The organism is Acidithiobacillus ferrooxidans ATCC 23270 (assembly GCF_000021485.1).
Classification (GTDB): Bacteria; Pseudomonadota; Gammaproteobacteria; order Acidithiobacillales; family Acidithiobacillaceae; genus Acidithiobacillus; species Acidithiobacillus ferrooxidans.
On record NC_011761.1, the window covers coordinates 1404486 to 1428518 of the forward strand.

General features: G+C 55.4%; 27 protein-coding genes and 1 pseudogene. 18 read left to right on the top strand and 10 right to left on the bottom strand.

The genetic code is table 11. The features are described 5' to 3' along the window. The first annotated feature begins 64 nt into the window (after window positions 1–64). The 6 genes from AFE_RS07550 to trbB all read left to right on the top strand — a co-directional run bounded on the left by AFE_RS07550 (window position 65) and on the right by trbB (window position 2910). Window positions 65–256, top strand: coding sequence for a hypothetical protein (locus AFE_RS07550; protein WP_012607144.1), 192 nt, complete (start codon window positions 65–67; stop codon window positions 254–256). A 119-nt stretch (window positions 257–375) separates the two neighbouring features. Then, complete coding sequence (locus AFE_RS07555) at window positions 376–624, top strand: type II toxin-antitoxin system RelE/ParE family toxin (RefSeq protein WP_113527129.1); 249 nt, start codon at window positions 376–378, stop codon at window positions 622–624. 3 nt (window positions 625–627) lie between these two features. Further along, entirely contained in the window at window positions 628–927 is a 300-nt protein-coding gene (locus tag AFE_RS07560) for an addiction module antidote protein (RefSeq protein ID WP_009566792.1), read from the top strand. A gap of 108 nt (window positions 928–1035) precedes the next feature. Beyond that, entirely contained in the window at window positions 1036–1341 is a 306-nt protein-coding gene (locus AFE_RS07565) for a hypothetical protein (RefSeq protein WP_009566791.1), read from the top strand. Window positions 1342–1492: 151 nt separating this feature from the next. Then, window positions 1493–1945 (top strand): hypothetical protein, encoded by a 453-nt coding sequence (locus tag AFE_RS07570; RefSeq protein WP_041645837.1) that lies wholly within the window; start codon window positions 1493–1495, stop codon window positions 1943–1945. Beyond that, entirely contained in the window at window positions 1942–2910 is a 969-nt protein-coding gene (gene trbB, locus AFE_RS07575) for a P-type conjugative transfer ATPase TrbB (RefSeq protein ID WP_012607146.1), read from the top strand. Before AFE_RS07570 ends, trbB begins: the two co-directional genes overlap by 4 nt. Before the next feature lie 396 nt (window positions 2911–3306). Here trbB and AFE_RS07585 read toward each other — a convergent pair whose 3' ends face one another. After that, entirely contained in the window at window positions 3307–4098 is a 792-nt protein-coding gene (locus AFE_RS07585) for a hypothetical protein (protein ID WP_009564719.1), read from the bottom strand. A 204-nt stretch (window positions 4099–4302) separates the two neighbouring features. Here AFE_RS07585 and AFE_RS07590 point away from each other — a divergent pair, with 204 nt between their 5' ends. From AFE_RS07590 to AFE_RS07625, 8 genes are all read left to right on the top strand, one after another. Further along, on the top strand, window positions 4303–4689 hold the full coding sequence (locus AFE_RS07590; protein WP_012536660.1) for a TrbC/VirB2 family protein: 387 nt from the start codon (window positions 4303–4305) through the stop codon (window positions 4687–4689). A 3-nt stretch (window positions 4690–4692) separates the two neighbouring features. Further along, window positions 4693–5070, top strand: a complete 378-nt coding sequence (locus tag AFE_RS07595; RefSeq protein ID WP_012607147.1) for a VirB3 family type IV secretion system protein — start codon at window positions 4693–4695, stop codon at window positions 5068–5070. Then, window positions 5070–7592 (top strand): VirB4 family type IV secretion/conjugal transfer ATPase, encoded by a 2523-nt coding sequence (locus AFE_RS07600; protein ID WP_012607148.1) that lies wholly within the window; start codon window positions 5070–5072, stop codon window positions 7590–7592. Before AFE_RS07595 ends, AFE_RS07600 begins: the two co-directional genes overlap by 1 nt. After that, window positions 7589–7852 carry a hypothetical protein gene (locus tag AFE_RS07605; protein ID WP_012607149.1) on the top strand — a complete coding sequence of 88 codons (264 nt, stop codon included), beginning with the start codon at window positions 7589–7591 and terminating at the stop codon, window positions 7850–7852. The genes AFE_RS07600 and AFE_RS07605 overlap by 4 nt, the downstream gene beginning before the upstream one ends. An 82-nt stretch (window positions 7853–7934) precedes the next feature. Next, entirely contained in the window at window positions 7935–8675 is a 741-nt protein-coding gene (trbJ, locus tag AFE_RS07610; RefSeq protein WP_012607150.1) for a P-type conjugative transfer protein TrbJ, read from the top strand. Between the two features lie 5 nt (window positions 8676–8680). Further along, on the top strand, window positions 8681–8941 hold the full coding sequence (locus tag AFE_RS07615) for an EexN family lipoprotein (RefSeq protein ID WP_236608985.1): 261 nt from the start codon (window positions 8681–8683) through the stop codon (window positions 8939–8941). Window positions 8942–8956: 15 nt separating this feature from the next. Further along, complete coding sequence (gene trbL, locus AFE_RS16930; RefSeq protein WP_012607152.1) at window positions 8957–10726, top strand: P-type conjugative transfer protein TrbL; 1770 nt, start codon at window positions 8957–8959, stop codon at window positions 10724–10726. Window positions 10727–10811: 85 nt separating this feature from the next. Continuing rightward, the gene (locus AFE_RS07625) at window positions 10812–11192 is read left to right on the top strand and encodes a hypothetical protein (RefSeq protein ID WP_009567261.1); all 381 of its coding nucleotides are present in this window, start codon (window positions 10812–10814) and stop codon (window positions 11190–11192) included. A 173-nt stretch (window positions 11193–11365) separates the two neighbouring features. Here AFE_RS07625 and AFE_RS07630 read toward each other — a convergent pair whose 3' ends face one another. From AFE_RS07630 to AFE_RS07655, 5 genes are all read right to left on the bottom strand, one after another. Beyond that, window positions 11366–11833, bottom strand: a complete 468-nt coding sequence (locus AFE_RS07630; protein ID WP_012536667.1) for a phosphate-starvation-inducible PsiE family protein — start codon at window positions 11831–11833, stop codon at window positions 11366–11368. Between the two features lie 366 nt (window positions 11834–12199). Next, window positions 12200–13684: a trypsin-like peptidase domain-containing protein gene (locus AFE_RS07640; protein WP_012607154.1), complete on the bottom strand. Its 1485-nt coding sequence runs from the start codon at window positions 13682–13684 to the stop codon at window positions 12200–12202. Between the two features lie 50 nt (window positions 13685–13734). Beyond that, window positions 13735–13998: a hypothetical protein gene (locus AFE_RS07645; protein WP_009569201.1), complete on the bottom strand. Its 264-nt coding sequence runs from the start codon at window positions 13996–13998 to the stop codon at window positions 13735–13737. Between the two features lie 186 nt (window positions 13999–14184). Then, window positions 14185–14631, bottom strand: coding sequence for an Hsp20/alpha crystallin family protein (locus AFE_RS07650; RefSeq protein WP_009569199.1), 447 nt, complete (start codon window positions 14629–14631; stop codon window positions 14185–14187). 334 nt (window positions 14632–14965) lie between these two features. After that, on the bottom strand, window positions 14966–15721 hold the full coding sequence (locus AFE_RS07655) for an integrase catalytic domain-containing protein (RefSeq protein ID WP_009569195.1): 756 nt from the start codon (window positions 15719–15721) through the stop codon (window positions 14966–14968). Window positions 15722–15908: 187 nt separating this feature from the next. Here AFE_RS07655 and AFE_RS07660 point away from each other — a divergent pair, with 187 nt between their 5' ends. The 4 genes from AFE_RS07660 to fdhD are packed head-to-tail and all read left to right on the top strand — an operon-like array spanning window position 15909 to window position 20173. Further along, window positions 15909–16790, top strand: coding sequence for an NAD(P)-dependent oxidoreductase (locus tag AFE_RS07660; RefSeq protein WP_012536669.1), 882 nt, complete (start codon window positions 15909–15911; stop codon window positions 16788–16790). Between the two features lie 29 nt (window positions 16791–16819). Next, a complete protein-coding gene (locus AFE_RS07665; RefSeq protein WP_012607156.1) occupies window positions 16820–19087 on the top strand; it encodes an FdhF/YdeP family oxidoreductase in 2268 nt (755 codons plus the stop codon). Continuing rightward, window positions 19077–19346, top strand: a complete 270-nt coding sequence (locus tag AFE_RS07670) for a hypothetical protein (protein WP_009569193.1) — start codon at window positions 19077–19079, stop codon at window positions 19344–19346. The genes AFE_RS07665 and AFE_RS07670 overlap by 11 nt, the downstream gene beginning before the upstream one ends. After that, the gene (fdhD, locus tag AFE_RS07675; RefSeq protein WP_009569191.1) at window positions 19325–20173 is read left to right on the top strand and encodes a formate dehydrogenase accessory sulfurtransferase FdhD; all 849 of its coding nucleotides are present in this window, start codon (window positions 19325–19327) and stop codon (window positions 20171–20173) included. Before AFE_RS07670 ends, fdhD begins: the two co-directional genes overlap by 22 nt. An 8-nt stretch (window positions 20174–20181) precedes the next feature. On the opposite strand, the gene AFE_RS07680 is transcribed toward fdhD, so the two are convergent. The 4 genes and pseudogenes from AFE_RS07680 to hcp all read right to left on the bottom strand — a co-directional run bounded on the left by AFE_RS07680 (window position 20182) and on the right by hcp (window position 23892). Then, window positions 20182–20874, bottom strand: a complete 693-nt coding sequence (locus AFE_RS07680) for an IS630 family transposase (RefSeq protein WP_012607157.1) — start codon at window positions 20872–20874, stop codon at window positions 20182–20184. Further along, window positions 20860–21021, bottom strand: a pseudogene (locus AFE_RS16770) (IS256 family transposase); the annotation flags it as partial. The pseudogene AFE_RS16770 and the gene AFE_RS07680, both read right to left, overlap by 15 nt. A gap of 110 nt (window positions 21022–21131) precedes the next feature. After that, a complete protein-coding gene (locus AFE_RS07685; protein ID WP_012607158.1) occupies window positions 21132–22160 on the bottom strand; it encodes an FAD-binding oxidoreductase in 1029 nt (342 codons plus the stop codon). Between the two features lie 58 nt (window positions 22161–22218). Further along, the gene (hcp, locus tag AFE_RS07690) at window positions 22219–23892 is read right to left on the bottom strand and encodes a hydroxylamine reductase (protein ID WP_012536673.1); all 1674 of its coding nucleotides are present in this window, start codon (window positions 23890–23892) and stop codon (window positions 22219–22221) included. Window positions 23893–24033: the final 141 nt, after the last annotated feature.

Here is a 24033-nt window from a genome sequence, read left to right on the forward strand (position 1 = left end):
CGGGTCCGGGAACAGGCAAAGCCGCAGCGGGGATCGGAGATCGAGTAGCGATTTGGGAGCGGAAATGGACAAAATTGGGGACTTCGCGTTCAGTGTGTTGGTATACACTTGCTACTGGATCAGCCTTGGCGTGGAAAGGCGTCAAGGCAGCGCCGAGGATCGTGTTTTGCGATACCAGTCCGAAGTATATGGCTCCGTGATTTCGATACCCCGGGTGAACCGCCTGCTGGCGGGCTTCGGGATGGTTGTACGGTAACTGAGCGGCGTACTCCTCACAACCGGACCCAGCGGCTTGACAGGTGTATAATTTGGGATACACTCCTCCACATGATCAGCATCAAAACGACGGTGACTTTTGATCGCTGACTCCATGGCCTGCGGGATCGCAGGGCGAGGGCGCGCGTTCAGGTGCGAATCGATCGCATGGAGTTGGCCCATTTTGGCGACTGCGAACCCGTCGGAGAGGGCGTATCCGAGATGCGTATCCATTACGGTCCCGGCTATCGGGTGTACTTGAAGCGGTTTGGCCTGGAACTCGTCGTGCTTCTGGCCGGAGGCGACAAATCCACGCAATCGGCCGACATTGCCCTAGCATTGAAGTTGGCACGACAACTGGAGGGGTGAATCATGGAAAAATTGGAATTGCACACATGGGACAGTGCCGAGCACCTGAAAACCGAAGCGGACATCGCGGCTTATCTCGACGCCTGTTTTGAAGAGGCGGGGGATGACGCGGCCTTCATCGCCAGGGCGCTGGGTACCGTTGCCCGCGCGCGCGGCATGACCCGGCTGGCCCATGACGCCGGCATGGGCAGGGAAAGCCTCTACAAAGCCCTTTCCGGAGAAGGCAACCCCAGTTTTGCCACCATTCTCAAGGTAGCCAAAGCCTTGGGTGTGCGCATTCGCGCCGAAGCTCTGCACGTCTGACCGGATCATTGCTGGGGTCATTCCGGCATCCTGTCAGCGGCTTATCGCATCCAATCCTCTGCCACAGGTGGTTTTTGCAGTCATAGTGTCACCACCACGTCGTCGGCGTTGATCTCGCTGGGCCTTTCGATCCGCCCGGACTACGCCGCATTTGAAGCTGGAAAATCGTTTTTGTTTGCCTACGGATTTCTGGTGCTCTCTTCCCTGTATGCTGCGCATACAGCGCCTCGCTTTTTGGAGACGGTAATTTTGGCGTTATCACTCTATTTCGTGCCAGTCGTATTTCAAGGGGTACTTGCCGCCTTTAGCGAATGGAGTCAGAAACGAGACGATCTCATGGCCTACCCGATGTCTGTTTTTTTGCGGGATATCCGAATCCTCGAAAATCAAAGAAAACTATTTTCCTTTGATTGAGGGGGGGCTTTCGTTCGCATAGGATCCCAGCGCAGATCCCTTTGCGCATGTCCCCAGTATCCGTCCCGCCGAATCTGCTGCTCCCTGGGGCAGCTATCGTCTCCGCGCCCGATCTATACCCAAATGGAATAATAGCGATAGGGATAGATTCATGGCACTGCCCATCACGGTAAAGATCAAGCTCACGGGCACCTACGCCGACAAGGTGCGGGTCGAGGCGGCATCCCGGCGCATGTCTTTGGCGGCCCTGACCGCCGAGTATGCCATGCGCGGGCTCGATGCAGAGGCGCAAGATGGCAGCGAACTGGCCGGTTTTGAGCGCCGGATTGCTGCAACCATACTGGCGTCCAGAAGTGACCTCGAAGCCGTCCAGGCGGAGATCGATACCCTGGCCGCGATGCTCGACACCTTCGTCAAACTCATGCTGGTTCACCTGCCGGAACCGGGCACGGAGAAGGAGGCAACCCAGGCTTCCGCCCTGGCCCGGTATGAACGATTCATCCAGCAGGTCGGCACGGCCTTCGAAGGTGACCGTCCGCAGGCCCTGAAAAAGATCGGAGAGCTGATTCAGCAGCGGATTGGGACGGCGGATGAAAATCAGTGAACATCCACGCGCACGATCAGCAGGAACAGCAGGCCCATGCCCGCCGGATCGAGCAGATGCGGCGCATTCTGGGGCTGGAGATCGCCGCCCTGTTCGATGACACTGGCGTCGTCGAGATTATGGCCAACCCCGACGGACGGGTCTTCGTCGAGCGTCTGGGGTCGGGAATATCCCCCCTGGGCGAGATCGATGCGAGCCGAGTCCAGTCCCTGCTGGGGCTCATGGCTGACTACCTGCATACCACGGTGAGCCGTGACCGGCCCATCGTCGAGGGGGCCATGCCCATCGAGTTCCTGCGCAGCCGCTTTGCCGGCGCGATTCCGCCCCTGGTGGAGGGCGCGTCTTTCAGTATCCGCCTGCCGGCCCGTTCGGTGTACACCCTCGATCAGTACGTTGAGGCGGGCATCATCACGGCGGCGCAGATGGACACCCTCTCCGATGCCGTGCTTTCCCGCAAGAATATCCTGGTGAGCGGTGGCACAGGATCCGGCAAGACCACCCTGGCCAACGCCCTCATCGACAGGATCTCCAAACTATCCGATATCGGCACCCGCATCGTGATTATCGAAGATACCCGGGAGCTCCAATGCACCGCTCCCAATGTGATCCAGTTCCTGACCGACGATGATGCGGGCATCGACATGACGCGCCTCTTAAAGCTCACGTTGCGCTATCGGCCCGACCGCATACTGGTGGGCGAGGTCCGCGACAAGGCGGCCCTGGCGCTGCTCAAAGCCTGGAATACGGGACATCCGGGCGGCATCGCCACCCTGCACGCCAACAACCCCGAAGCGGCCTTGTTGCGTTTGGACCAGCTCTGCCAGGAAGCGGGTGTTCCCGCGCAGCAGACGCTGATCCATGAGGCGGTGGATATCGTTTTGCAGATTGCCCGTGACCCGAATCATCCTGCTGGTCGCAGGATTTCGGCCATCCTCAATGTGAAAGACGGCGTGCTGATCTCGTGATTCCTCAAACGAAGTGACGTTTTTCTCGCCAATCGGAGGTGGTAAGTAATGAATAGGCAAACAAAGACGTCTATGAGTCGGTTCATGATGTTGTGGCTCATAATTACATGGGCGATTCCGACGGTTTTGGAAATATACCGACCAGGAGGTCCTCTTTGGATAGGCATAGTAGCGGCTGGTTCACCTTTACTCTTCGTATTTTTTATCGTCTTGATAAACAAATCGCTGATTGTCAAATACTATACGCAAAGAGCATATGCCATCACCATGTTGATCACTGCTACCATAGCTATAATCACCAGAATGGTACTCGTTATAGGAGCTTACTGGATAAACGTGTCTATCCTAGTATATCTTGTATCTGTGATAGGATTTATTGCCAGTCTCACCTCGTTATTACTTTTTAACTACGAGGCTTTTGAAGATTGACATCTGCTGATCTGTCGGAACAGTTGCAAATATAGCAATATTCCTCCTTTGCAGGATCACATAGTCTCCAGAAACATTACCATTGGAAAGATAAGGTGAAACGACAAGATGCTCAGCTCCGATGAATCGTATATCAACTTTGTTAAAGTCCTTAGTTTGCGATGAATAAATATAGGCTCCGGGCTTGGCTATGCCCGTGAGATCTATCAGGAACCTCGGGTATACTGGTATTATGACTGCCAATATCATAATCAGGTAAGTCGCTTTTATCAGCGACAACAGCTTCTTTTCGTTGAAATGGCGTCCTGCAATTTTATAGCTCACCAAGCTAATTAATAAGGTTATCGCCGTAACGGCCAGATTGCTAATAAGCCTGCTTAAAGATCCCTCGTTATCAACCCACAAGAATACTACAAACATCACTGTACAAATAGATATACCAAACGGTAGGACCCACCCATCCGCCTGTCTCAGATCTCTAGAGGTCATTAAATATTTTGCAAAAAGGCCAGGAGCAGAAGCAATAAAATAAACGTATAAAACAACAGCAAGCCCTACGACAAATATATAAGGAGCAAGTATTATCACTCCAGACAATGTTGATGGAGCGTAATGTATTTGAAAAAGATATGCGAATACAACGATAACGCCATAAAGTGAAGCCGCCCTTATCACCACCGTAACTATAGGCGCATAAACATGTTTGTGACGTCTGATCATGTCGTCGATCAGCATCATTATGGATTTTGTATTGATCATTTGTTTTTCCTAATGCAACTCAACTTGAGTACCATCAAGCCTCCCAGCCGTGAATCGTGATTCACCCGCCTTGAGACTGGCGGAATCAGAGGCGCGCGATCGGGCCTTTACGCCTGATCCTCTTGCCCCCTAAGGTATACCAAAACCCGCCGATCTATACCCGCGCAAGGACAAATGCGTGTCCGTCCACGAAAGGGTGTTCACATGAAAAAGCGGTTGAAGGCAATATTCTCCGGGGTTCGCAAGGTCAGCGCCGCGGGCCTCATGGTCCTGGCCCCCGGCATGGCGTTCGCGTCCACATCCGGCGGTGTGTTTTCTCCCATTGCGGGGCCGCTGAATACGGTCCTGACGGGTATGCAGGATTTGGGCGGGCTGGTCGCCGCTGGCGGCTTCGTCGCGACGGGACTTTCCTGGTGGCATGGCGGCGAACACAAAAAGGCCATGATGATTGGCATGGGTGCGACGGTCGGGGGCATTGCCATGGCCAATGCGAAATCGCTCGCCACCAGCATCACCGGCGGCGCCACGATGGGCCATGTGGGCATCCTGGGCCTCGCCGCATCACACGCGCTGCACGTCGTGGGGCTCTAGGCCATGGCGGCGGAGCATACCCGCCGTCTCCCGCTCCACCCCTCCCTGACCAAGCCCATGCTCGTCGCGGGGGGTGAGCGGGAGGCCACATTTGCCCTTTGGTTCGTCTGTCTCTCTATACCGGTTCTGGTCTCTCTCTGGTTCATCCCGGTGGGTCTCATCGTCGGCGGAGTGGGGCAGTCGTTTCTGCGAACACTCGCAAAACACGACCCGCAATCCTTTGGCGTCGTGCGTCGCCACTGGAGCCAGCAATCCGTCTACCTGGGCGGGGCCAGCGCTTATGCGCCAGTCCAATACAAGGCCCCCAAAGAACAGACGCAAAGTGCCGCGTCTGGTGGCGTGCTCAAGGCCTTGGCAAACCTCATGAGGAAGAATAAATAATGCGCTCCCTGAAACAGTACCGCGATCAGGCCCTGGGTCTTCCCGATCTGTTGAACATCGCTTTTCTGGTGGATGGCTGGCAGACGGATGCCGGGGAAATGGCCATCGCGCTGCAAAAAGACGGGAGCTTTCTGGCGGGGTTCCGCTATGACGGGCCTGATCTCGAAAGCCAGTCCACGCAGGATCTGGAGGCGCTCTCGGCCACCTGGAATAACGCCATCGCCCGGCTGGGCACGGACTGGGGCGTGCATGTCACGGCGATTCGCGAGCCGGCCGACGGCTATATCGACGAATCGGAGTGCGCCTTTCGCGACCCGGTGTCGCGCCTCATCGAGGCCGAGAGGCGGGCGCAGTTTGGATCGGAAACCCATCACTATGTCAGCCGCTATTACCTTACAGTTGCCTGGCGAACGCCCATTGATGCGGAAGTGCAGTTGGTACAGTCCATGATCCAAAAGAAAGCCGGTAAACAACCCGGGCAGCTGGCCGATGCGGCATTCCGGGACACGCTGGCCCGCTACCGGCAGGTGATTGAAGTTATCCTGGGCATTTTCAGGCACGGATACCGGGTGAAGGCCATGGATGCCGACGCCCTGCTGACCCATATCCATGAGTGCCTGACCGGCGCCACGCATCGCGTCAATGCGCCCCGGATTCCGGCGTATCTGGATGCCCTCATCGGGCACCATGATTTTGTGGGCGGTCTGGAGCCGTCCATGGACGGGGAAGAGATTCGCGTCGTAACGGTTCTGGGCTATCCCAGCATGACCTTCCCCGAGATGCTGGAGAACCTGCATAGCCTGCCCATTCCCCTACGCTACACGCTCCGCTTCCTGCCCCTTGATCCGCCGGATGCGGTGGCGGACATGGCGAAGATCCGGGATCGCTGGTTTGGCTCCCGGGCCAACATGAAATCCCTGCTTACGGAGAAGATGACGGGCGAAGCCCAGGGACAGTTGTCCGCCGACGATACGGTGGTGAACCTCGCCTATGACGCCAAGCAGGCCGTCAATGAGGCGCGGGAGGGCGCTGTGAAGTTTGGCAACTTCACGCTATCCGTCGTGCTGCGTTCCGCCGATGAAAAAGTGCTCGCGGACCGGATCAAGGCGATCAAGACCTTCTTCGACAATGCCGGCTATGTCGCCCACCTGGAAACGACCAATACGGTAGAAGCGTTCCTGGGCAGCATCCCGGGTCATCTCTATGAGAACATCCGCCGGCCACTGATGCACTCGCTGAATGTTGCGGATTTCGCGCCCAAGACGGAAATCTGGGCCGGTGAAGCGCGTTGCCCGAGTCCGCTGATGAATCTGTCTGACGGCCGCAAAGCTCCGCCCCTGCTGTACGCGGCGACCACGGGAAATACGCCCTTCCGACTGAATCTCCATGTCGGCGATCTGGGGCACAGCCTGATTGCCGGCATGACCGGGGGCGGAAAGAGTACGCTCCTGGCCCTGTTGGCCGCGCAATGGCAACGTTATCCCGACAGCCGGGTGATTGCCTTCGACAAGGGCATGAGTCTCTACGCCCTCACGGAAGCCATGGGTGGGCAGCATTATGATCTGAACGGCCCGACCTCCGATCTGTTTTTTGCACCCCTGCAGCACGTCGATGATCCGGCCGAGGCGGCTTTTGCGGCCGACTGGGTGGAAGCGTTGGCCACCTTGCAGGGCATGACGATCACCTCTACGGAGCGTTCGGCCATTCGTGACGCTGTGCATGGCCTGGCCCGGGAATCCGGGCGCTCGCTCACGGCGCTGGTCCAGATGATCCAGAACCGGGGGATCAAGGATGCCTTGCAGTATTACACCCTGACCGGGCAAACGGGGAAGCTGCTTGATGCCGAGAGTGACGGGCTGTCGATGGCCGATGCCAGCATGATCACTTTCGAGATGAGTCACCTGATGAACGGCGGCCCGGCGGAGCACCGGGTAACGGTTCCGGTACTGCTGTATCTGTTCCACCGGATCGAACAGATGCTGGATGGACGGCCCACCCTCATTTTGCTCGATGAGGCCTGGACCTTCCTGGACAACGAGCTGTTTCTGGCGAAGTTGCGGCAATGGCTGAAGGAACTGCGGAAGAAGAATGCCGCCGTCGTTTTTGCCACACAGTCCCTGAATGATCTCAAGAACAGCCCCTTGCTCCCGGTCCTGAAGGAGTCCTGCCCGACGAAAATCTTCCTGCCCAACCGGGCTGCCACCAGTCCGGATCTCAGACCCCTGTATATCGACATGGGGCTGAATGATCGGCAAATCGATCTGGTGGCGGCGTCCACGCCGAAGCAGGACTACTACCTGTCCACACCCGAATGTCAGCGCCGGATTCAGTTTGGCATGGGGCCGGTCACCCTGGCTTTTTGCGGTGTCTCCGATCCACGTGAGGTCAAGCGGGTAGTGGAGCTCAAGACGCAGCACGGCGATCGATGGCCGATCGCCTGGCTGAAAGAGCGGCTGTCACCCAGCATCCGGGATGGCTGGGTGAGCTATGCGGAGTCCCTTTACCAGGGAGAACGGGCATGAAAAAGCAGATCGAAGTGGCGGTTCTTGGGTCCCTGTTTGCGGCCTTGTCAGTTTTTGCGCTGGGCGGCGATTCCGCGACAATGGCGCAGTTGCAGGCGGAGAACGCCGCGATCACCGCAGGAAACCTTTCGGTGAACCCGCAGGCGTCCTTGCGGGCCATTACCCCAGTGGGGCAGGGGGGTGGAACCGTATCCTCCGAATCCTCCGAATTGCAGGCCGTCCAGGCGGACAATGCGCTGACGCAATCGCTATCGCAGTAAGCGACAGGCATCTCCACCCAGCCCTGATCTATACCCATGGAGTCCGGATGATTGCGCCTGGATCGGCGCAGGGAGGTTTTCGATGAGCATCCAAAGCAAGGCAGTCATGCTGAGCGTGAGCCTCGCTCTATTGCCGGCGCCCGCCTTTGCCGTCAGTGAAGTGGCCGGTGCCACTTTTCCTGAACAGATCGTCCAGGAAGCGACGTCTGTTCAGCAGTTGGCGAAGCAGGCGCAGGAAGTGACGACACAGATCAGCATGTACGCCAACGATATTGAGCGCTATCAGAACATGGTGGCCAACACCCTGAACATGCCGGCGGCCATGTACGCCCAGATCTGGAATCCGCTGGTGGGATCCATTCAGAAACTGACCAGCATTTATAGCCAGGCACAGGCGCTGGGCTACGCCGGGCAGAATATCGGCGCTGAACTCGCGCAGGAGTATCAGGGGGCTGGCAGCTCCATCCAGAATCTGTCCTCCGTCTATGCCAACTGGAACCAGACGACCAACACCGACATGGAAGACGCGCTGGAGTCCCAGCACCTGGCGGCGCAGAACTTCGCGACACAGGATGCATCCATGCAGACGATCCAGAATGAAGCGCAGACAGCTCAAGGCCGGGAGCAGGTGGCCGCTGCCGCCGTGGCTGCGGCCAACGTCACCACCAAGTCGATCCAGCAACTGGAGCAGATCACCATGGCTGGCAAGGACGCGCAGATCGCTTATCTGAAGCAGAAGAAGGCGGAAAAGAACGTGACTGCGCAAGAAGCTGCAGACGGACTCTTTTCCGGTGGCACGAACAACCCCAGCCTTTTGCCTTGAAGGAGATGATGATGAAAAAAGCGCTATTACTTGCAGTGCTGGGCGCCATGCTGGCCGGTTGCGCACACCAGCCTGTGTACACCGCGCAGTATTACCGGACCCACAAGGCAGCGCTCAAAAAGGAAATCGCCTTCTGCGCGAAGGCGGAAAAGGTTTCCGATAGCGAGGCGAAGAACTGTCGGACGGCGCAGGCGGTACAGTCGGATGAAGAGGCGGCAAATGGGCTCTTCTCCGGCGGTACGAACAACCCCGCATTGCTGCCGTAAGGAGCGACCAGGCTTATGCGTGGACACCGCAGGTTTCCGTGGGTCATGGGCATGCTTCTGGGTGCCTTCCCCGGCATTTCGTTCGCAGCGGGTTCGGGATCGTTGAGTCAGGTGCAAAGCCTTTTGCGAGGCAAAATTCTTCCCTGGCAAAGTGTCATGCAAACGGCGGCCACGGATCTGTTCTACGTCCTGGCGGCGGTCGAGTTCTCCGTCCTGTTTCTGAACCATGTTCTGCAAAAGCGTGGGCACGAAGATCTCTTTGCCGGTATCATCAAGAAGGTGGTGACGCTGGGGTTTTTCCTGACCCTGCTCGACAACTCCGGGACCTGGATTCCCGACATCATCAATGGTCTGGCCGGTGGAGCGCACGCGCTTGGCGTGACGGCCGTGACACCCGGGCAGATCGCGACGGAGGCTCTTCAGGCATTTCTCGGGATCGTGCTGTCTCCAATAGCTGCCGCGACCCACAACCTGGGCAATACCTTCAGCGACATTTTCAGTGGTAACTTCTCTGCGGCTTTTTCTTCTGCGGGCAAAGCGGTCGCCAGCAGCAACCCGGCATCGCTCCTGGTAGAGACCCTCCTGGCGGGGATCATTGGCCTACTGGCGGGCGTGGGCATTCTGGTCATGGCCCTGGAGTTTCTGATGGTCCAGATCGAGAGTTACCTGGTGATCGCCCTGGGCGTGATCATGCTGGCCGGCGGCGGGCTGCGCTGGACGGCCAAGTATGTCGGCAGTTATTTCGATTACGCCATCAACGTGGGTGTCCGTCTTTTTATCCTGACCGCGCTGGCGTATCTGGTGACCTACAGCATCGTGCCGCTGATCCAGACGATCCTGGAGAATGTCACGAATCCTTTGCAGGCTGGATTCGAGGTGCTTATTCTGGGCGCCCTCATCGCCCTGTTGCCCCGCAAGGCATCCAGCATTGCCAGTAGCCTCCTGTCCGGTAACTCATCCTTCTCCGGCGGAGAACTGGCCAAGGAAGGCGGGATGATCGCTGGTGGTACGGTAGCACTGGGAGCGGCTGGCGTGGGCCTGGCCGCCGCTGCGGGCGGGGGGCTTGCCGCTGGTGGACTCTCCGCGGCGGCGGGTGCTGGAGGCGGTGCTGCCGGAGGGGCTGGCAGTCTTGCAGGCGGCCTTACCGGGGCGGCGGGCGCGGGAGAAACCGGCGCGGCGGCTGGTGTGGCGGCACCGGAAGCTGGGGCGATGTCCGCAAGCGGTGGCGCGAGTTCCGGCGCGGGCGCAGGGAACGCCGTACTGGCCCCCGGCATGGGTGGTTCGGCGGGTAGTGAGGCTCCACAGGCAGCCAGGGCTGTGCAGGCTCCAGCGCCCATTACGCAATCCACTGGCCAGCAAAACCCATCCAAGGGTGTCGAGGCGCCGAGCCAGGAAACTGTAAAGGAAGCGGGCCAGGATAAGCGGAACGATCAGGAAATGAGTGCAAGCGAACCCTTCGCAGGGGGCGAACCCCAGCCCGACGCGCCGCCCGTCCCGGTCAATGCGGTTCCGGCGCCAGAACCCGTCAGCGCGCCTTCCGGCGGTGGCGGTCAGGGAAGCACGGCGGCTCCGGCTCCGGGTGCGGCCGTGAGTGGCGGTGCCACGATGGACGATGTGGTCGAGCAGCTGAAACAGATGCAGGGGCAGCCCAAGGGAGTGGCGGATAGGATCAAAAAAGGTTTTGCCGGTAGATTTCTAAAACATGTGGAGGAAATAACTACGGCAAAATCAAATCAAGTCCAGAAGAACGCCATAGATTCCAGTCACCCAAGAGATTTTGATTGATGGCCTGCTCTTGACATGGCGGGATATCCGTGACGGTATACCACAAACAACGGGATTGGCAGGGCCACGGGCCAGGATATCTGAAATGACCGCAACGATTTTTCGTTATAAACCTAATGGCGAGCGGGACTATTACCTTGAGCAGATAGAACGCGAGGCGGCGGAGCTTCGCGCCCGGCCTGTGGACGGCGAGCTTTGGGCGTATATTTTTGGTCTTCCCATCAGGGCCCTCGCTTTTGTCCTGTTCCTACCCGTCCGCTACGGCTACGGCAAGCAATATCTGTGGGCGCTGCTTTTCCTGTTTTTCGTGGCTCCCGTCACCCTTTTCGTTGGGGCGTTTGTCTTGGGAGTCCACGCACACCCCCAGGCATTCCTTGCGTTCTGGCAGACGTATGTCATCCGGCACCCGGGAGCAGCCTCGTGGACTTGGGCGATTCGGGGATTCACGGATCTCTGCCGTTGGTAAGGGATATCCGGTGGGACCAAGGCCAGTCCCACGATAGCCAGGAGTTCTTCTGGTGGGAGGGGGACACGTTGGTGGTCAACATTCTGGGCAAACCCAGCGCGGGCCGGGATCAAGACATAAGTTGTCGCCTTTCTGAAAATAGAGTCAGACGTAGGGTAGGGGCGGAAAGTGGATTATCGAAATGACGAATTACTGCTCTCCCTGATATCAAGAACATAGTAAACTATTCCCAGGCACAATATAGAAATTCCATAGCCAACGATGATGGCGGCGTGCAGTGGTTTTGCGTCTAGCAGAATGTACTCTCTCGAAATGCCTAATATCGCAATGAGGACAACGGTTTTCACGCGGACTATTTGTCCACGGTGTTGAATGGAATGGAAAATCGTATGGTTAAATTCCAGGGCCATCAATAAACTCATGATGGATCCAAAGACGACTGGAAACTGGTCTTCCTGCACTACAGCGCCTGGCGTGTTGATTAGATGCGCGACGCTGGAAATCAGGTTCCAAAGAGCAGCCATGATGAGAATCGAAAGCAATAGCGAAATCACTAATGAGACGATCTGCTCGAAACGTTCGTAAATCGTAAGAACCGTCCAGTTTGTGCGGAGTCTTTCAAGAAACCATCTGTTCCTCATCGCGTGATCTCCAGTCTCTATTTCGCATTATTTATTCTTTCTTTTTTGAAATACGTAAATATTCATCACCTGAAATGCTATTAATAACAGAAAGACAGTGGATGTTGTCGTGTAGCACATCGGCCATGACATGCCAGAAATGAAGAAATCAACACCTGTCATGACGGATGTCCATAGAATTATGCTTTTTATATGATTTATATACATATGAATCAGATCCTTGCACAGCGCCATTGTTTATCTGGATGATTTTCTTGCCATTGCCTGACCGCTGCTTGTGGAATCTGCTCTGTCAAGCAGCGGTGAATGGGCACCATGGAGACACCAACAAATGGATAATCACATCCCGAACAATCTCCACTTCGACTATCGTGTGGGCAGCGTAATCACGACGAAAATACTCCCATGGTGATTGCGAATACGCATGGAAATGGGTGTATTCGCAGGGAGAGATTTCACCAGTTGAGCCAATTGTTCAGGGCTGGTTACCCGCAGTTGGTTGATGGACAAAATCGCCATTCCACTCCGTAGGCCAATAAAAGATGCTGGCCCCGGATAGACGGACTGAATCAATACGCCGTGATCCACCCCGAGTTTCTGCTGCTCCTTTGGTCCCAAGGTGCCAACGCGTACCCCTAGACGACGAATGTCGATGCTCTGTTGATCGGCAGCCACCAGCATCTTTTGCGGCATCTCGCCGACCTGAACCTGCAATGTCCTGGGCTTCCCGTGATCGAGGATGCCGATGGGCACAATCCTGCCTGGTGGTGTGTCACCTACTAATGGAGGGAGCGTGCTAACGTTGTAAATAGGACGGTGATCATAAGCCACGATCACTTCCCCGGACTTAATGCCCGCTTTTGCCGCAGGACTCGAGGGCATAACCTGCGCGATCAATGCGCCTACTGGTTCCGGAAGGTGCATCGCCTGCGCCATTTGTGGCGTCATTGACTGAATTTCGACACCCAGCCAACCAAATTTTACTTTCTGATGGCGCTCGAATGCATGAACGGCACGCATCGCGGTATCAATCGGGATGCTGAAGGATAACCCCATGTAGCCGCCATCGTTAGTATAAATCTGATCATTGATCCCGACGACCTGTCCACGCATGTTGAAAAGCGGACCGCCAGAATTTCCAGGATTGATGGGCACATCGCTTTGAATGAATGGTATGTACTGATTATCATGAGGTAGTGATCTATTCATGGCGCTGACCACGCCTTGGGTTACGGTGTTATAGAGTCCAAACGGCATACCAATAGCCAGCAGCCACTGACCGACCTGAAGGTTCTTTGAGTTCCCCAGTTGTACGATAGGCAGATCGTGGGCATGAATCTTCAGCAACGCGGTATCATAATGGACGGATAATCCGACCACTTTGGCTCGATACGCGTGATGATTATTCAGGGTCACCATAATATGGTGCATGCCTCTCACGACATGTCCCGCCGTGACGATGTAACCGTTGTGAGAGATGATGAATCCAGACCCGAGAGCCTTGGTCACCTCCTTTTCCGGGGGCGTGTAATTTGGTAGCCCATGAAAGAAACCAAAAAACGGCGAGTCTTTCGGAAATGGATTAAAAAACCCCTGATGTTCATGAACTATTTTTGTGTCAGAATCGCTGATTCTAACGATTGCGTTGCCATATTTTTTTACGATTGGGCTAAAGTCCGGTATCTTGACCAATCTTGGCCTTGTTTCTGCCTCACTTGGTGAGGGCAGAGGCGTAATGGTATGACCTGATTCCCCAAAAACCCATCCCGTTGCTCCCAGTCCGAAACCCAACGCAACGGCAACAGCAAGGGATACTATATAGCGTGGTCTTTTCCATTGGATTTTTCTCATGACGCACCTCTATCGTATGCTTCTTAACACTTAACTCTCTATCAAGGGAGCTATCCACGGCCTGTTTCCGCTTCCCGGTGGTGGTTAGTCTTTGTCGTCCACAAATCCGATATGTCTGGTGAAGGTTTGTAAATTCGGCAGCCCGGGACGAGATAATCCGGATTGATATGCTGCATCCTGGCCTGCTCTGATGTCTTACATGCGTATATATCACCGGCCACCTGCGTCAAATGGTTTGACAACTGGGCGAATGCCGGAACAGAGAAGGACAACGGCAGGATGATGGCAGGTAACACCATTTTTTGGGTGTTCATTTGAAGTCCTCCAGACAATTGGCAGGGTTGTACCTGTGCCGTTTCTGCTAAATCGGATCAGACACCGATCATCTGGATCAGTTCCACTATGAAGTTATCAATTTCCAATATGTTATCACCCGTTCCAGGCGATATCATGGAGGAAGTGAGACCTCATGAAAATACACGAGGCCTCACCCCTATCGCTCAGGAAATCGCAATCTTTTTGCGTTTGGCAGATTCTGTTTTAGGCAGAGTCAACTCTAAAACACCATCTTTGTATATGGCCTTGGTTTGATCGCCATTCACATCTGCAGGGAGCTGCACGGTGCGAGAAAACTCTCCATATCGACGCTCTCGGTAGATATAATTCCCTTCTTCCCGAGAGCTATCTTCTTCCTTGACGCCACTGATATAGACCTGGTTACCGTGTACCTGGACATCCAGCTTATCCTTATCTACGCCGGCAATCTCCGCCTTCAATACAAAAGCGTCATCGTGATCAAGGACATCAATATGCGCGATTTGGGGTTGCGTGGCCTGTCGGGTAATGAAAGGAGAAAATACTCCAGGCCACACTGTTTCTATTAAGTTTTCCAAAGGTTCTACCTGACGAACACTCTTGACCACCGGACGTGAAACTTCATTTGCCATTTTACACCTCCTTCACGGGCATCAATAGGACGCCAGCCAAGCGACTGTACGCCTGGACTCTGGCATGCAACGTTATGGGTACGAGTTCAGATGATTTCAAGGGGGGCTTTAGGCCTTTTGGAGGAAACTGAACCGCCCCGGGTTTCAAATAGCCTTCTGCCTGGGGCAGTGACTTGAGCTTGTCATAGGGCGTCATCATGTTTTCGTAGCGGTAGAGCTTGCGTTGTTTGCCTTTGGTATCGGTGCGGGTTTCCGGGAAGAAGCAGAGGCGGTGGAAGTTGATATAGGGGTTGAGGTGTTGCTGGTTGAAGGTGTTGATCAGCGCCGCCCAGCGTTATGGAATATGGCTGTAACCGAATAGCTTTCTCACCACGGCGCCGTTTTTGCTTTCGGCCCGGGCGTTGTCATTGGAATGACGTGAGCGGGACTTGGTGAACTCGATGCGCAGTTTCTCCAGCAGCTCGGCGACCCGTTTGTTGATGTATTCCGAGCCGTTGTCGGAGTGGAAGCTGAGCACGGTAAAAGGGAAGCTGTCCAACAGCTGTTCCAGGGCCGGAATGAGGTGCTGCTCGCTGATTTTCTCGACGCTCACGACGATCTCAAACTGTGTCTGTTCATCCACCGCGTTGATGTGATACACGCCTTTCTGTTTGTCCAAGTCGCCTTGATGAACCGTATCGATGCGGATATAGCCGGGTCGACCGTTGGGCTGGGGTTGGCGCCGCTCGCCGAGCGTTGACGGCTTGGGTCGGGTCTTTGCAAAGTGGCGCCGCTGGCGAGTGTAGATGGTGGATTTTCTCAGGTTATAGAGGTGGTTCACGGAGATCGAGGCCAGCCGCTCATACTCGGCCTGACCGAAGACCGCGCAGGCGCGCTCACACAGCTTCTTGATGGCCTGACCGCAGGACGTGTCGTGGCGCTCATCCATCGCCGCCAGCAGGCGGATATCTTTGGCGGTGTACTGGTGCTGGAAACCAGCCACGGTGCGCTGGCGGCGCTGTAACCGACCGTGTTGGCGATACTGGGCAATCAGCCGGGTGATCTGCTGACGGAAGTAACCACTGATTTTCATCAGATAGCGGATCACCATCCCTCCATCATGAACGGAGCCCGATTCCGTTGCAGCTCACTCCAGACTCATTTCATGTTGGAAACACGATCCACCCTTCAGACTCATTTCATATTGGACAAGGCCCATTGTTGACGGAAACAGTAACTCTAACTAAGATCTATGCCGACCGGTCGGTATGTAACGGATACAAGTGAAGGAGGTCATCATGCAAGTAGGTTTCATTGGATTGGGGCAGATGGGTTCGGGAATGGCGGCCAGACTGCTAACTTCCGGAGAGAATATCAAGGTGTTCAACCGCACTCCCGAAAAAATGCAGGCTCTTGCGGACCAAGGTGCACAAGCCGCCAGCAATCTTCAGGACTTTGCAGATGCCGATGTGGTATTCACCATGCTCGCCGATGATCCTGCCGTGACATCCCTGGTTCTGGAAGAAAACGGCCTGATAACGCAGTTGCGGCCGGGGGCCGTGCATGTGTCCTGCAGTACCATCAGTGTTGCCCTTTCAGCGCAACTGGCCGCAGCCCATGCCAAAGCCGGACAGGAGTATCTGGCCGCGCCGGTTTTCGGAAGACCCGATGCTGCGGCTGCTGGCAAGCTGTTCCTGGTCTTGGCGGGAAAACCGGAACTCATTACCCGTCTGCAAACACTTTTTGACGTGATAGGTCAACGCAGCTTTGTGGTGGCAGAGGCACCGGAAAAGGCCAATCTGGTCAAACTCAGTGGTAATTTTTTGATTGCTTCGGTCATTGAATCGCTGGGTGAGGCCATGGCGCTGGTGGAAAAAGGGGGGGTAGACCGCCATGCCTATCTGGATCTGCTGACCTCTAGCCTGTTCAATGTGCCCCTCTACAAAAACTATGGTGCACTGCTTGCCGACCGGAAATTTACGCCTCCAGGCTTTGCCGCGCCCTTGGGCCAGAAAGATATGCGTCTGGTTCTGGCAGCAGCGGAAAATCTGGATGTCCCTCTGCCTCTTGCAAGCCTCTTGCGTGATCGCTTTATTCGCCTTGCTGCTGAGGGCGGTGCCACCCGTGACTGGTCTGCCGTAGGCGCATTGGCCGCGCAGGATGCCGGTCTTCTGCCCTGAAAGTCGGTGATACTTCACAAGGAGAAACCATGTCTGAGCTGAAATTCCATCCATATCGTCAACCAGCGGGAGGCTGGGGGGCGCTTCGCGCTTCCATGCAGAGCCTGCGCCAGCAAGGCATTCTCTCGGCAGGAACTGCCCTGCTGCTGAAGTCCAATCAGGCCGAAGGTTTTGATTGCCCGGGCTGCGCCTGGCCCGACCCCGATGCCCACTCCACCTTTGAATTTTGTGAAAACGGGGTGAAGGCCGTTGCTGCCGAAGCCACCAGCAAACGCGTAACGGCCGATTTTTTTGCCCGGCATTCCGTGCGCTGGCTTGCCCAGCAAAGTGATTATGATCTGGAAGAATTCGGCCGCCTGACGGAACCGATGATGTATGATGCAGCCAGCGACCATTATCAACCCGTTTCCTGGGAGCAGGCATTTGCCCAAATAGCCCGTCACCTGCACGCGCTCGAATCCCCCAACCAGGCTATTTTTTATACGTCCGGCAGAACTTCTAACGAAGCAGCTTTTCTCTATCAGCTTTTTGTCCGTGAGTTTGGTACCAACAACATGCCGGACTGCTCCAACATGTGTCACGAACCTACCAGTCTCGGAATGCCTGAATCTATTGGTATTGGCAAAGGTACTGTCACCCTGGAAGACTTTGACCATGCCGACACACTGCTCCTCTTTGGTCATAATCCTGGCACCAATCACCCGCGTATGCTGGGCACCTTGCGGGATGCGGCCAAGCGCGGCTGCCGGATTCTGGTTTTCAACCCGCTTCGGGAACGCGGCCTGCAGCGGTTTGTGAACCCTCAGGATCCCGGCGAGATGCTCACCAATCATGGGACCGAAATCGCCACCCATTATTATCAGCCCCGCATTGGCGGCGACTATGCCATTGCCCTCGGCATAGCGCGTTATCTGTTGGAGCAGGGCTCTCTGGATCAGGATTTTATTGACATCCATACCGAAGGTTTTAATGCTCTGAAAAAAATTGCCCTGGATACCCCTTGGGCAGAAATTGAGTCAGAAAGCGGTCTCAGCCATGCCGAGCTTATGGAAATCGGTAAAATTTATGATTCGGGCAAAGCCAGCATCATCACCTGGGGAATGGGCATCACCCAACACAAGCATGCCGTCGCTACCATTCAAATGCTGGTCAATGTGCTCCTATTGAAAGGGAATATGGGTAAGCCAGGAGCCGGAGCTTGCCCCATTCGCGGGCATAGTAATGTTCAGGGCGATCGCACCATGGGGATATGGGAACGTCCCGCTGCCGATTTTCTGGATCGTCTGGGTAAGGAGTTTGGTTTTGAGCCGCCCCGAGAACCCGGCCATGACGTCATTGGCAGTATTGCCGCCCTGGAAAAAGGCGAGGCCAAGGTGTTTTTCGGGATGGGAGGCAATTTTGCCAACGCTACCCCGGATACCCAGCGCGTACATGAAGCATTGCGCCATTGTGAACTCACCGTACATGTGACCACCAAACTCAATCGTTCTCATGTGGTTCACGGGAAAAATGCCCTGATTCTCCCTTGTCTGGGTCGGACGGAAATAGATATTCAAAATGGTCAGCCCCAGGGCATCACCGTTGAGGATTCCATGAGCATGGTGCACATTTCCCAGGGAATTCGGGTGCCGGCTTCCCCACAACTGAAATCCGAATGTGCCATCATTGCCGAATTGGCTGAAGCCACTTTGCCCAACAGCAAAACTCCATGGCGCGCCCTGGTAGAGGATTACGACCGGATTCGCGACCGCATCTCAAGAGTGGTTGCGGGTTTTGAGGACTTCAATGCCCGGGTCCATCAACCCAGAGGGTTTCATCTCGATCTGCCGCCTCGCTCCCGACGCTGGACAACGCCATCCGGCAAGGCTCAGTTTATTGCCCAGCCATTGCATCACATCACTGAAGGCCGCTTTGTTCCCAAAAGTACGGCGCGGATTTTCAATCTGATGACGATTCGTAGTCACGATCAGTACAACACCACTATTTATGGGTATGAAGATCGCTACCGGGGGGTATCAGGTGCCCGCAATATTTGCTTCATGCATCCGGAAGACATGGCTGAATTGGGTTTTGCAGAAAATTCGCTGGTGGATATTATTTCGCACTGGACTGACGGCGAGCGCGTTGCCCGGAGTTTTCGCCTGCTGCCTTATGATATTCCCCGCTCCTGTGTGGCGGGTTACTATCCCGAACTGAATGTGCTGGTTCCTCTGTCCAGCCATGCAGACCGAGCCAACACCCCGACTTCCAAATCCATTCGGGTGACCTTTCACGCGGTGACCAAGCGTGACGACTGAGTCTGTTCCAGAATCGGCCACGGAGGATTGGGTCATCGCTCTGCTGCAAGCACTGTGTAATGAACCGGTCATTTCTCTGGCAAAAATAGGGAAACAGATGAATTTGCGGCGTAGTCAACTGGAACGTCTGTTGTTACTGCTTGGTGAAAATGAAAGCTGGGGTGGTATGGGTTATCTGACCCAAAGCGAACAACGTGGTCGTGCTGTGATCCTTCTTACCCAGAAAGGAAAGGATTTATGCGCATCCATGGCGAATTAGATAGTTGCATCGGCTGGTCAGCAGCGACCCTGCTGACCGGAAAAGGGTTATCGGTTGCCCACCAGGAAGCTGTCCTTGAAGAACGGGCAGTATCCATTGTCATCAACGGTCAGGCTTATGCGGTGATGATGGTGACGCCGGAGCATCTGGATGATTTCTTTATGGGTTTTCTGTGGAGCGAAGCCATTATTCACGGCCCCGAGGAAATTATCGCCTGGGAACGGATGACCGAAAATGGCGCCTGGGCCATCTACCTCCAGCTCACGGCAGCAGCTGCAGAACGCGCGCAACACAAGCGTCGTCACGTCCTTGGCGGAAGTGCCTGCGGCTTGTGCGGGACACCACTCCTGGCCGGGCTCATTCCCTTTGCGCCACTGGAAAGCAGTTTTTGCTGCAATCCGGCCTCCATCCGCACTCTCATGGTCCAGATGCAGGAGCGACAGGCGCTCAACCACAGTACCGGGACAGCCCATGCAGCCATTCTCGGCTATCAACGGGATTATCTGGTGCGCGAAGATATTGGTCGCCACAATGCGGTGGATAAAAGTATTGGTGCAGCCATTCAGCATGGGCTGAGGCCCGGCGAAGTCAATGTGCTGGGGATTTCCTCGCGCCTGAGTTTTGAAATCGTCCTCAAAGCCATTGGCTTTGGTATTCCGGTGATTGCGGCTATTTCCGGGGTCAGCAGTCTCGCTATCAAGCTGGCTGAAAGCCATGGTGTTACCCTGATTGGTTTCGCCCGGAATGATCGCATGACTTTGTATGCCCACCCCGAACGCATCCAGAAAGACTGGGTGCCCGCACTTTCCCCGGTTTGTGATTATTAACCAGGCACTTAAATATCCGACATAGCATAGTGGGCAGAAGGGTGGCGAAAATAGCTGGTGACCTGGTGCGGCATTTGGCGCAGACGCTCCATGAAGGCTGTTGCCTTGGCTATCAGCGAGTTTTTCTCAGTGCTGACCGTGCCGACACGTAGAGCCGTTTTGAAGTCCCGATTCAGGTATTCGTCGGGGTTGGATTCCGGCGCATAGGGCGGCAGAAAGGCCAGTTCAATACGGTCTTTTTTATCCGCGAGCCAAGTCGTTACCATCTTGGCATGATGCACACGCAGATTATCGACTACCAGATAGATTTTCTTGGGCGCATTCTGAATCAAGGCCGTGAGAAAAGCGATGAAACGCTCCGCATCCATGCTGCCTTCGACAATCTGGAAAGCGACTTTGCCCTGCGGAGAAATCGCCGAGATCATGGATAGCGTGGTCCATCGGGCGGGAACAGCCAATACCGGCGTTTGTCCCCGAGGAGCATACCCGCGCACCCAATGGGCATCTTCCTTGACGGCCGTCTCGTCCCCCCAATAAATCACCGCTCCCTCTTGGGCCGCTTGCGCGCGTAGGCGGGGATAATCCTGCTCCAACCACTGACGGACCGCTTCTGGATTCTGCTCCAACGCCCTTTTGACAGGACGTTGCGGAGTGAAGCTCCAACGCTTGAAATACTTACCCACCAGACGCTCCTGGACCATCCGTACAGCAGAAAACTCTTCCAGCAATACGGCCACCTCTGTCTCTATGGCCTGTTCGATCAGGGAACGTGCCGCTCGCCGAAGTACGCCTTCGATGCCCAGGCCCAACTCTCCCATACCACCCTCAAATACGGTATTCTTTTCCACGGCGTACTCCTTACGTTGCTCACTTGGCCTGCAAACCCTTTGTAGCAACAGTACGCCACCTTGCTCAAGTCACTTGTAACCCGTCTATACACCAGTTTCGATCATAGCTCCTATGCGGACAAAAACCGTTCGAACTGCAAACAGGAGTCCGGCAACCCTTGGCTCAGAGCTAATTCCGTCACCCCCTGGACCAATCGCGTTGATCCGCAAACATACAGATCCGGTAAAGTGGCAAGACTTCCCAGATCGTCGCGCAAGGCATCCACCACGCTGCCTCGATAATCCACCCAGTGATTGCCAGGACGTGAAAGGCATATCTTCACCTGCAGTTGGGGAAGTTTATCCTGGATCTGACGGATTTCCTCCTGACAGAAGAGTTCGTCTTCATATCTTGCGCCGAAGTACAGACGTGCCGGAAGCATTTCTCCCCAATCTGCCATGCGTCGCAGCATCGACAGTAGCGGCACGAGACCTGTCCCGCCACCAATGAACCAACGTGGCCGCAGGCCGTTTTCTCTCAGGGTAAAGGTTCCCAGTGGTCCACGTATGTTCAGGCGATCGCCCACCAAGGCGGATTCCAGATAGGTAGAGAAGGCACCACCTGGTCGTAGCGTGATGAAAAATTCCAGGTCGCCATTCCAGTTGGTGTTGTTGGCTAGAGAATAGGCGCGACGCGCATCGCTGCCAGGTACCTGGATTTCCATAAATTGCCCAGCTTCGAATTCCGCAGCTCCCCCTTGCTCATCAGGTTGCAGGCGTAATAACAGTCGTCGCGTACCCGTAGCCACCATAGTGACGTCCACTACTTCTGCCTCGCGCTCCGGGATGCGCTCAAAGCGGATGTAGTTGTAGTCATAAGGCGCCTCCAGAATCAGATCCGCTCGCGGATAGGTACGGCACAGAAGTACATCGCCTCGTGCCTGCGCTTTCTCTGGCAGGGCTTCCATACTGACTTCACCCAGGTGATAAGTGCCTGCGGTAACGGTGGCCACGCAGGCTCCGCAAGTTCCCTTCCGGCATTGGGAAGGAAGCAGGATACTTTCCCGGTCCGCAGCAGAGAGTAAATCTTCCGCCTCAGAACAGACGAAGGACACCTGTTGCTTATCACGGGTATGGATAGTGATATCGTAGTTGGTCATGATGTGCTCATCCTTATGCCGCTTCGTCCGTTGCAGAACGAAGCGGCGTTCCATTGTGCTATGCCGTATGCGCCAGAGCCGTCTGCAAATCCGCTTGCGCCTCGCCAATAAGATCGAGATCAAGATCGAAACGTGATTGGAGCTTCTGCACCAAAGTTGGTGTGAGATAGGCAGGCAGGGTGGGCCCCAGCTTGATTCCCTTGATACCCAGAGCCAGCAGGGAAAGGTGAATGGCGGTAGCCTTTTGTTCAAACCAGGAGAGCATGATCGACAACGGCAGGTCATTGACCCCACAATTGAATGCCTCGGCCAGGGCACCCGCTACCCGGATGGCGGAGTGGGCATCATTGCACTGGCCTATATCCAGCAGGCGGGGGATGCCTCCAATATCTCCGAATTCATGCTTGTTGAATCGATACTTACCGCATCCCAGGGTCATCACTACCGAATCGGCGGGGGCATTATCCGCCACCTCCGTGAAGTAGTTGCGCGCCGGAGAAACACCATCGCACCCACCGACGAGGAAGAAGTGGCGAATATCTCCGTGTTTCACCGCATCGACGATTTTATCCGCCACACCCAGGAGAGTGTGATGCCCAAAACCGATGGTGATACGCTGCTCTTTTGCATCGGCAGTAAATCCCGGTAATGCCTTGGCGGCCTGGATCACCGGGGTGAAATCCCCATTGTCGATATGGCGGACGCCGGGCCACCCCACTGGGCCAAGGGTAAAAATTCGATTTTTATAACTTCTGCCCGGCTCAATGATACAGTTGGAAGTCATGACAATGGGCCCAGGGAAATCTGCAAATTCACGCTGCTGATCTTGCCATGCTCCCCCTAGATTCCCGGCCAGATGAGGGTATGCCTTGAGCAAGGGATAGGCGTTGGCTGGCAACATCTCCCCATGGGTGTAAACATTGATCCCCTGATCCTTGGTCTGCTCCAGGATTTGTTTGAGATCATGGAGATCGTGACCGCTGACCAGGATTGCCTTGCCCTGGATCGGGGAGATGCGCACAGAGGTAATTTCCTGCGCTCCAAAACTGTCCGTATTGGCAACGTCAAGCAACTCCATCACCTTCAGGTTCAAACGGCCGACTTCCAATGATTCTTCCAACATTTCATCGAGGTCCGTTGGATTACTTGCCAAGTAGTCCAGGATTTCCTCTGCCTGCGCATCGACTTCGTCGCTCTGATAACCCAGGACGCGGGCATGTTGAGCATAAGCGGCTACGCCTTTCATGCCGTAGAGGATGAGGGCACGAGCACCGATCACATCGGATCCGAGATGTTCTACGTCGGCGTTTATGGCGACGCTAGGGGCTTGACGCAGCAGTTGTTCCAGACTATCGGCAGGTTGGAAGAGGGCCGGACCGGACAGGATTTCGGGAGTCTTGCCCTGCTCTCGCGCCGCTTCCTCGTACAATAATTTGATCCGTTCACGCCTTTTGCTGGCCTCCTGGATCAGGTGGACAAAACGTGTGGCAGTGAAGTTCACATTGGTGAGCGTGGTGAAAAGCCCATAAAAAATGAAGTCGTCCGTACGTCTGTCGGCAACACCCATCGCCCGCGCCCGGCGCGCATACTGGGCAATGCCCTTCATAAGGTGCGTGAGAATGTCCTGCAGACCGGCAGTGGCCTCATCCTTGCCGCACGTTCCCGGCTCACTGGTACAGCCTATTCCGGCGGGGCTGCGGGTGGTTTGTTCGCATTGATAGCAAAACATCATGGTGTCTCCTGAGGTTGTGGTGCTTGTTTGTCAACAATATCTGCTGTGATCAGGACCATCCTTGATTTCAATCAAGTGGCTGCGCCACTTCCTCATGATCGTCGACGGGAAACCCTAAGCAAAAGACAGGCGATTGACCCT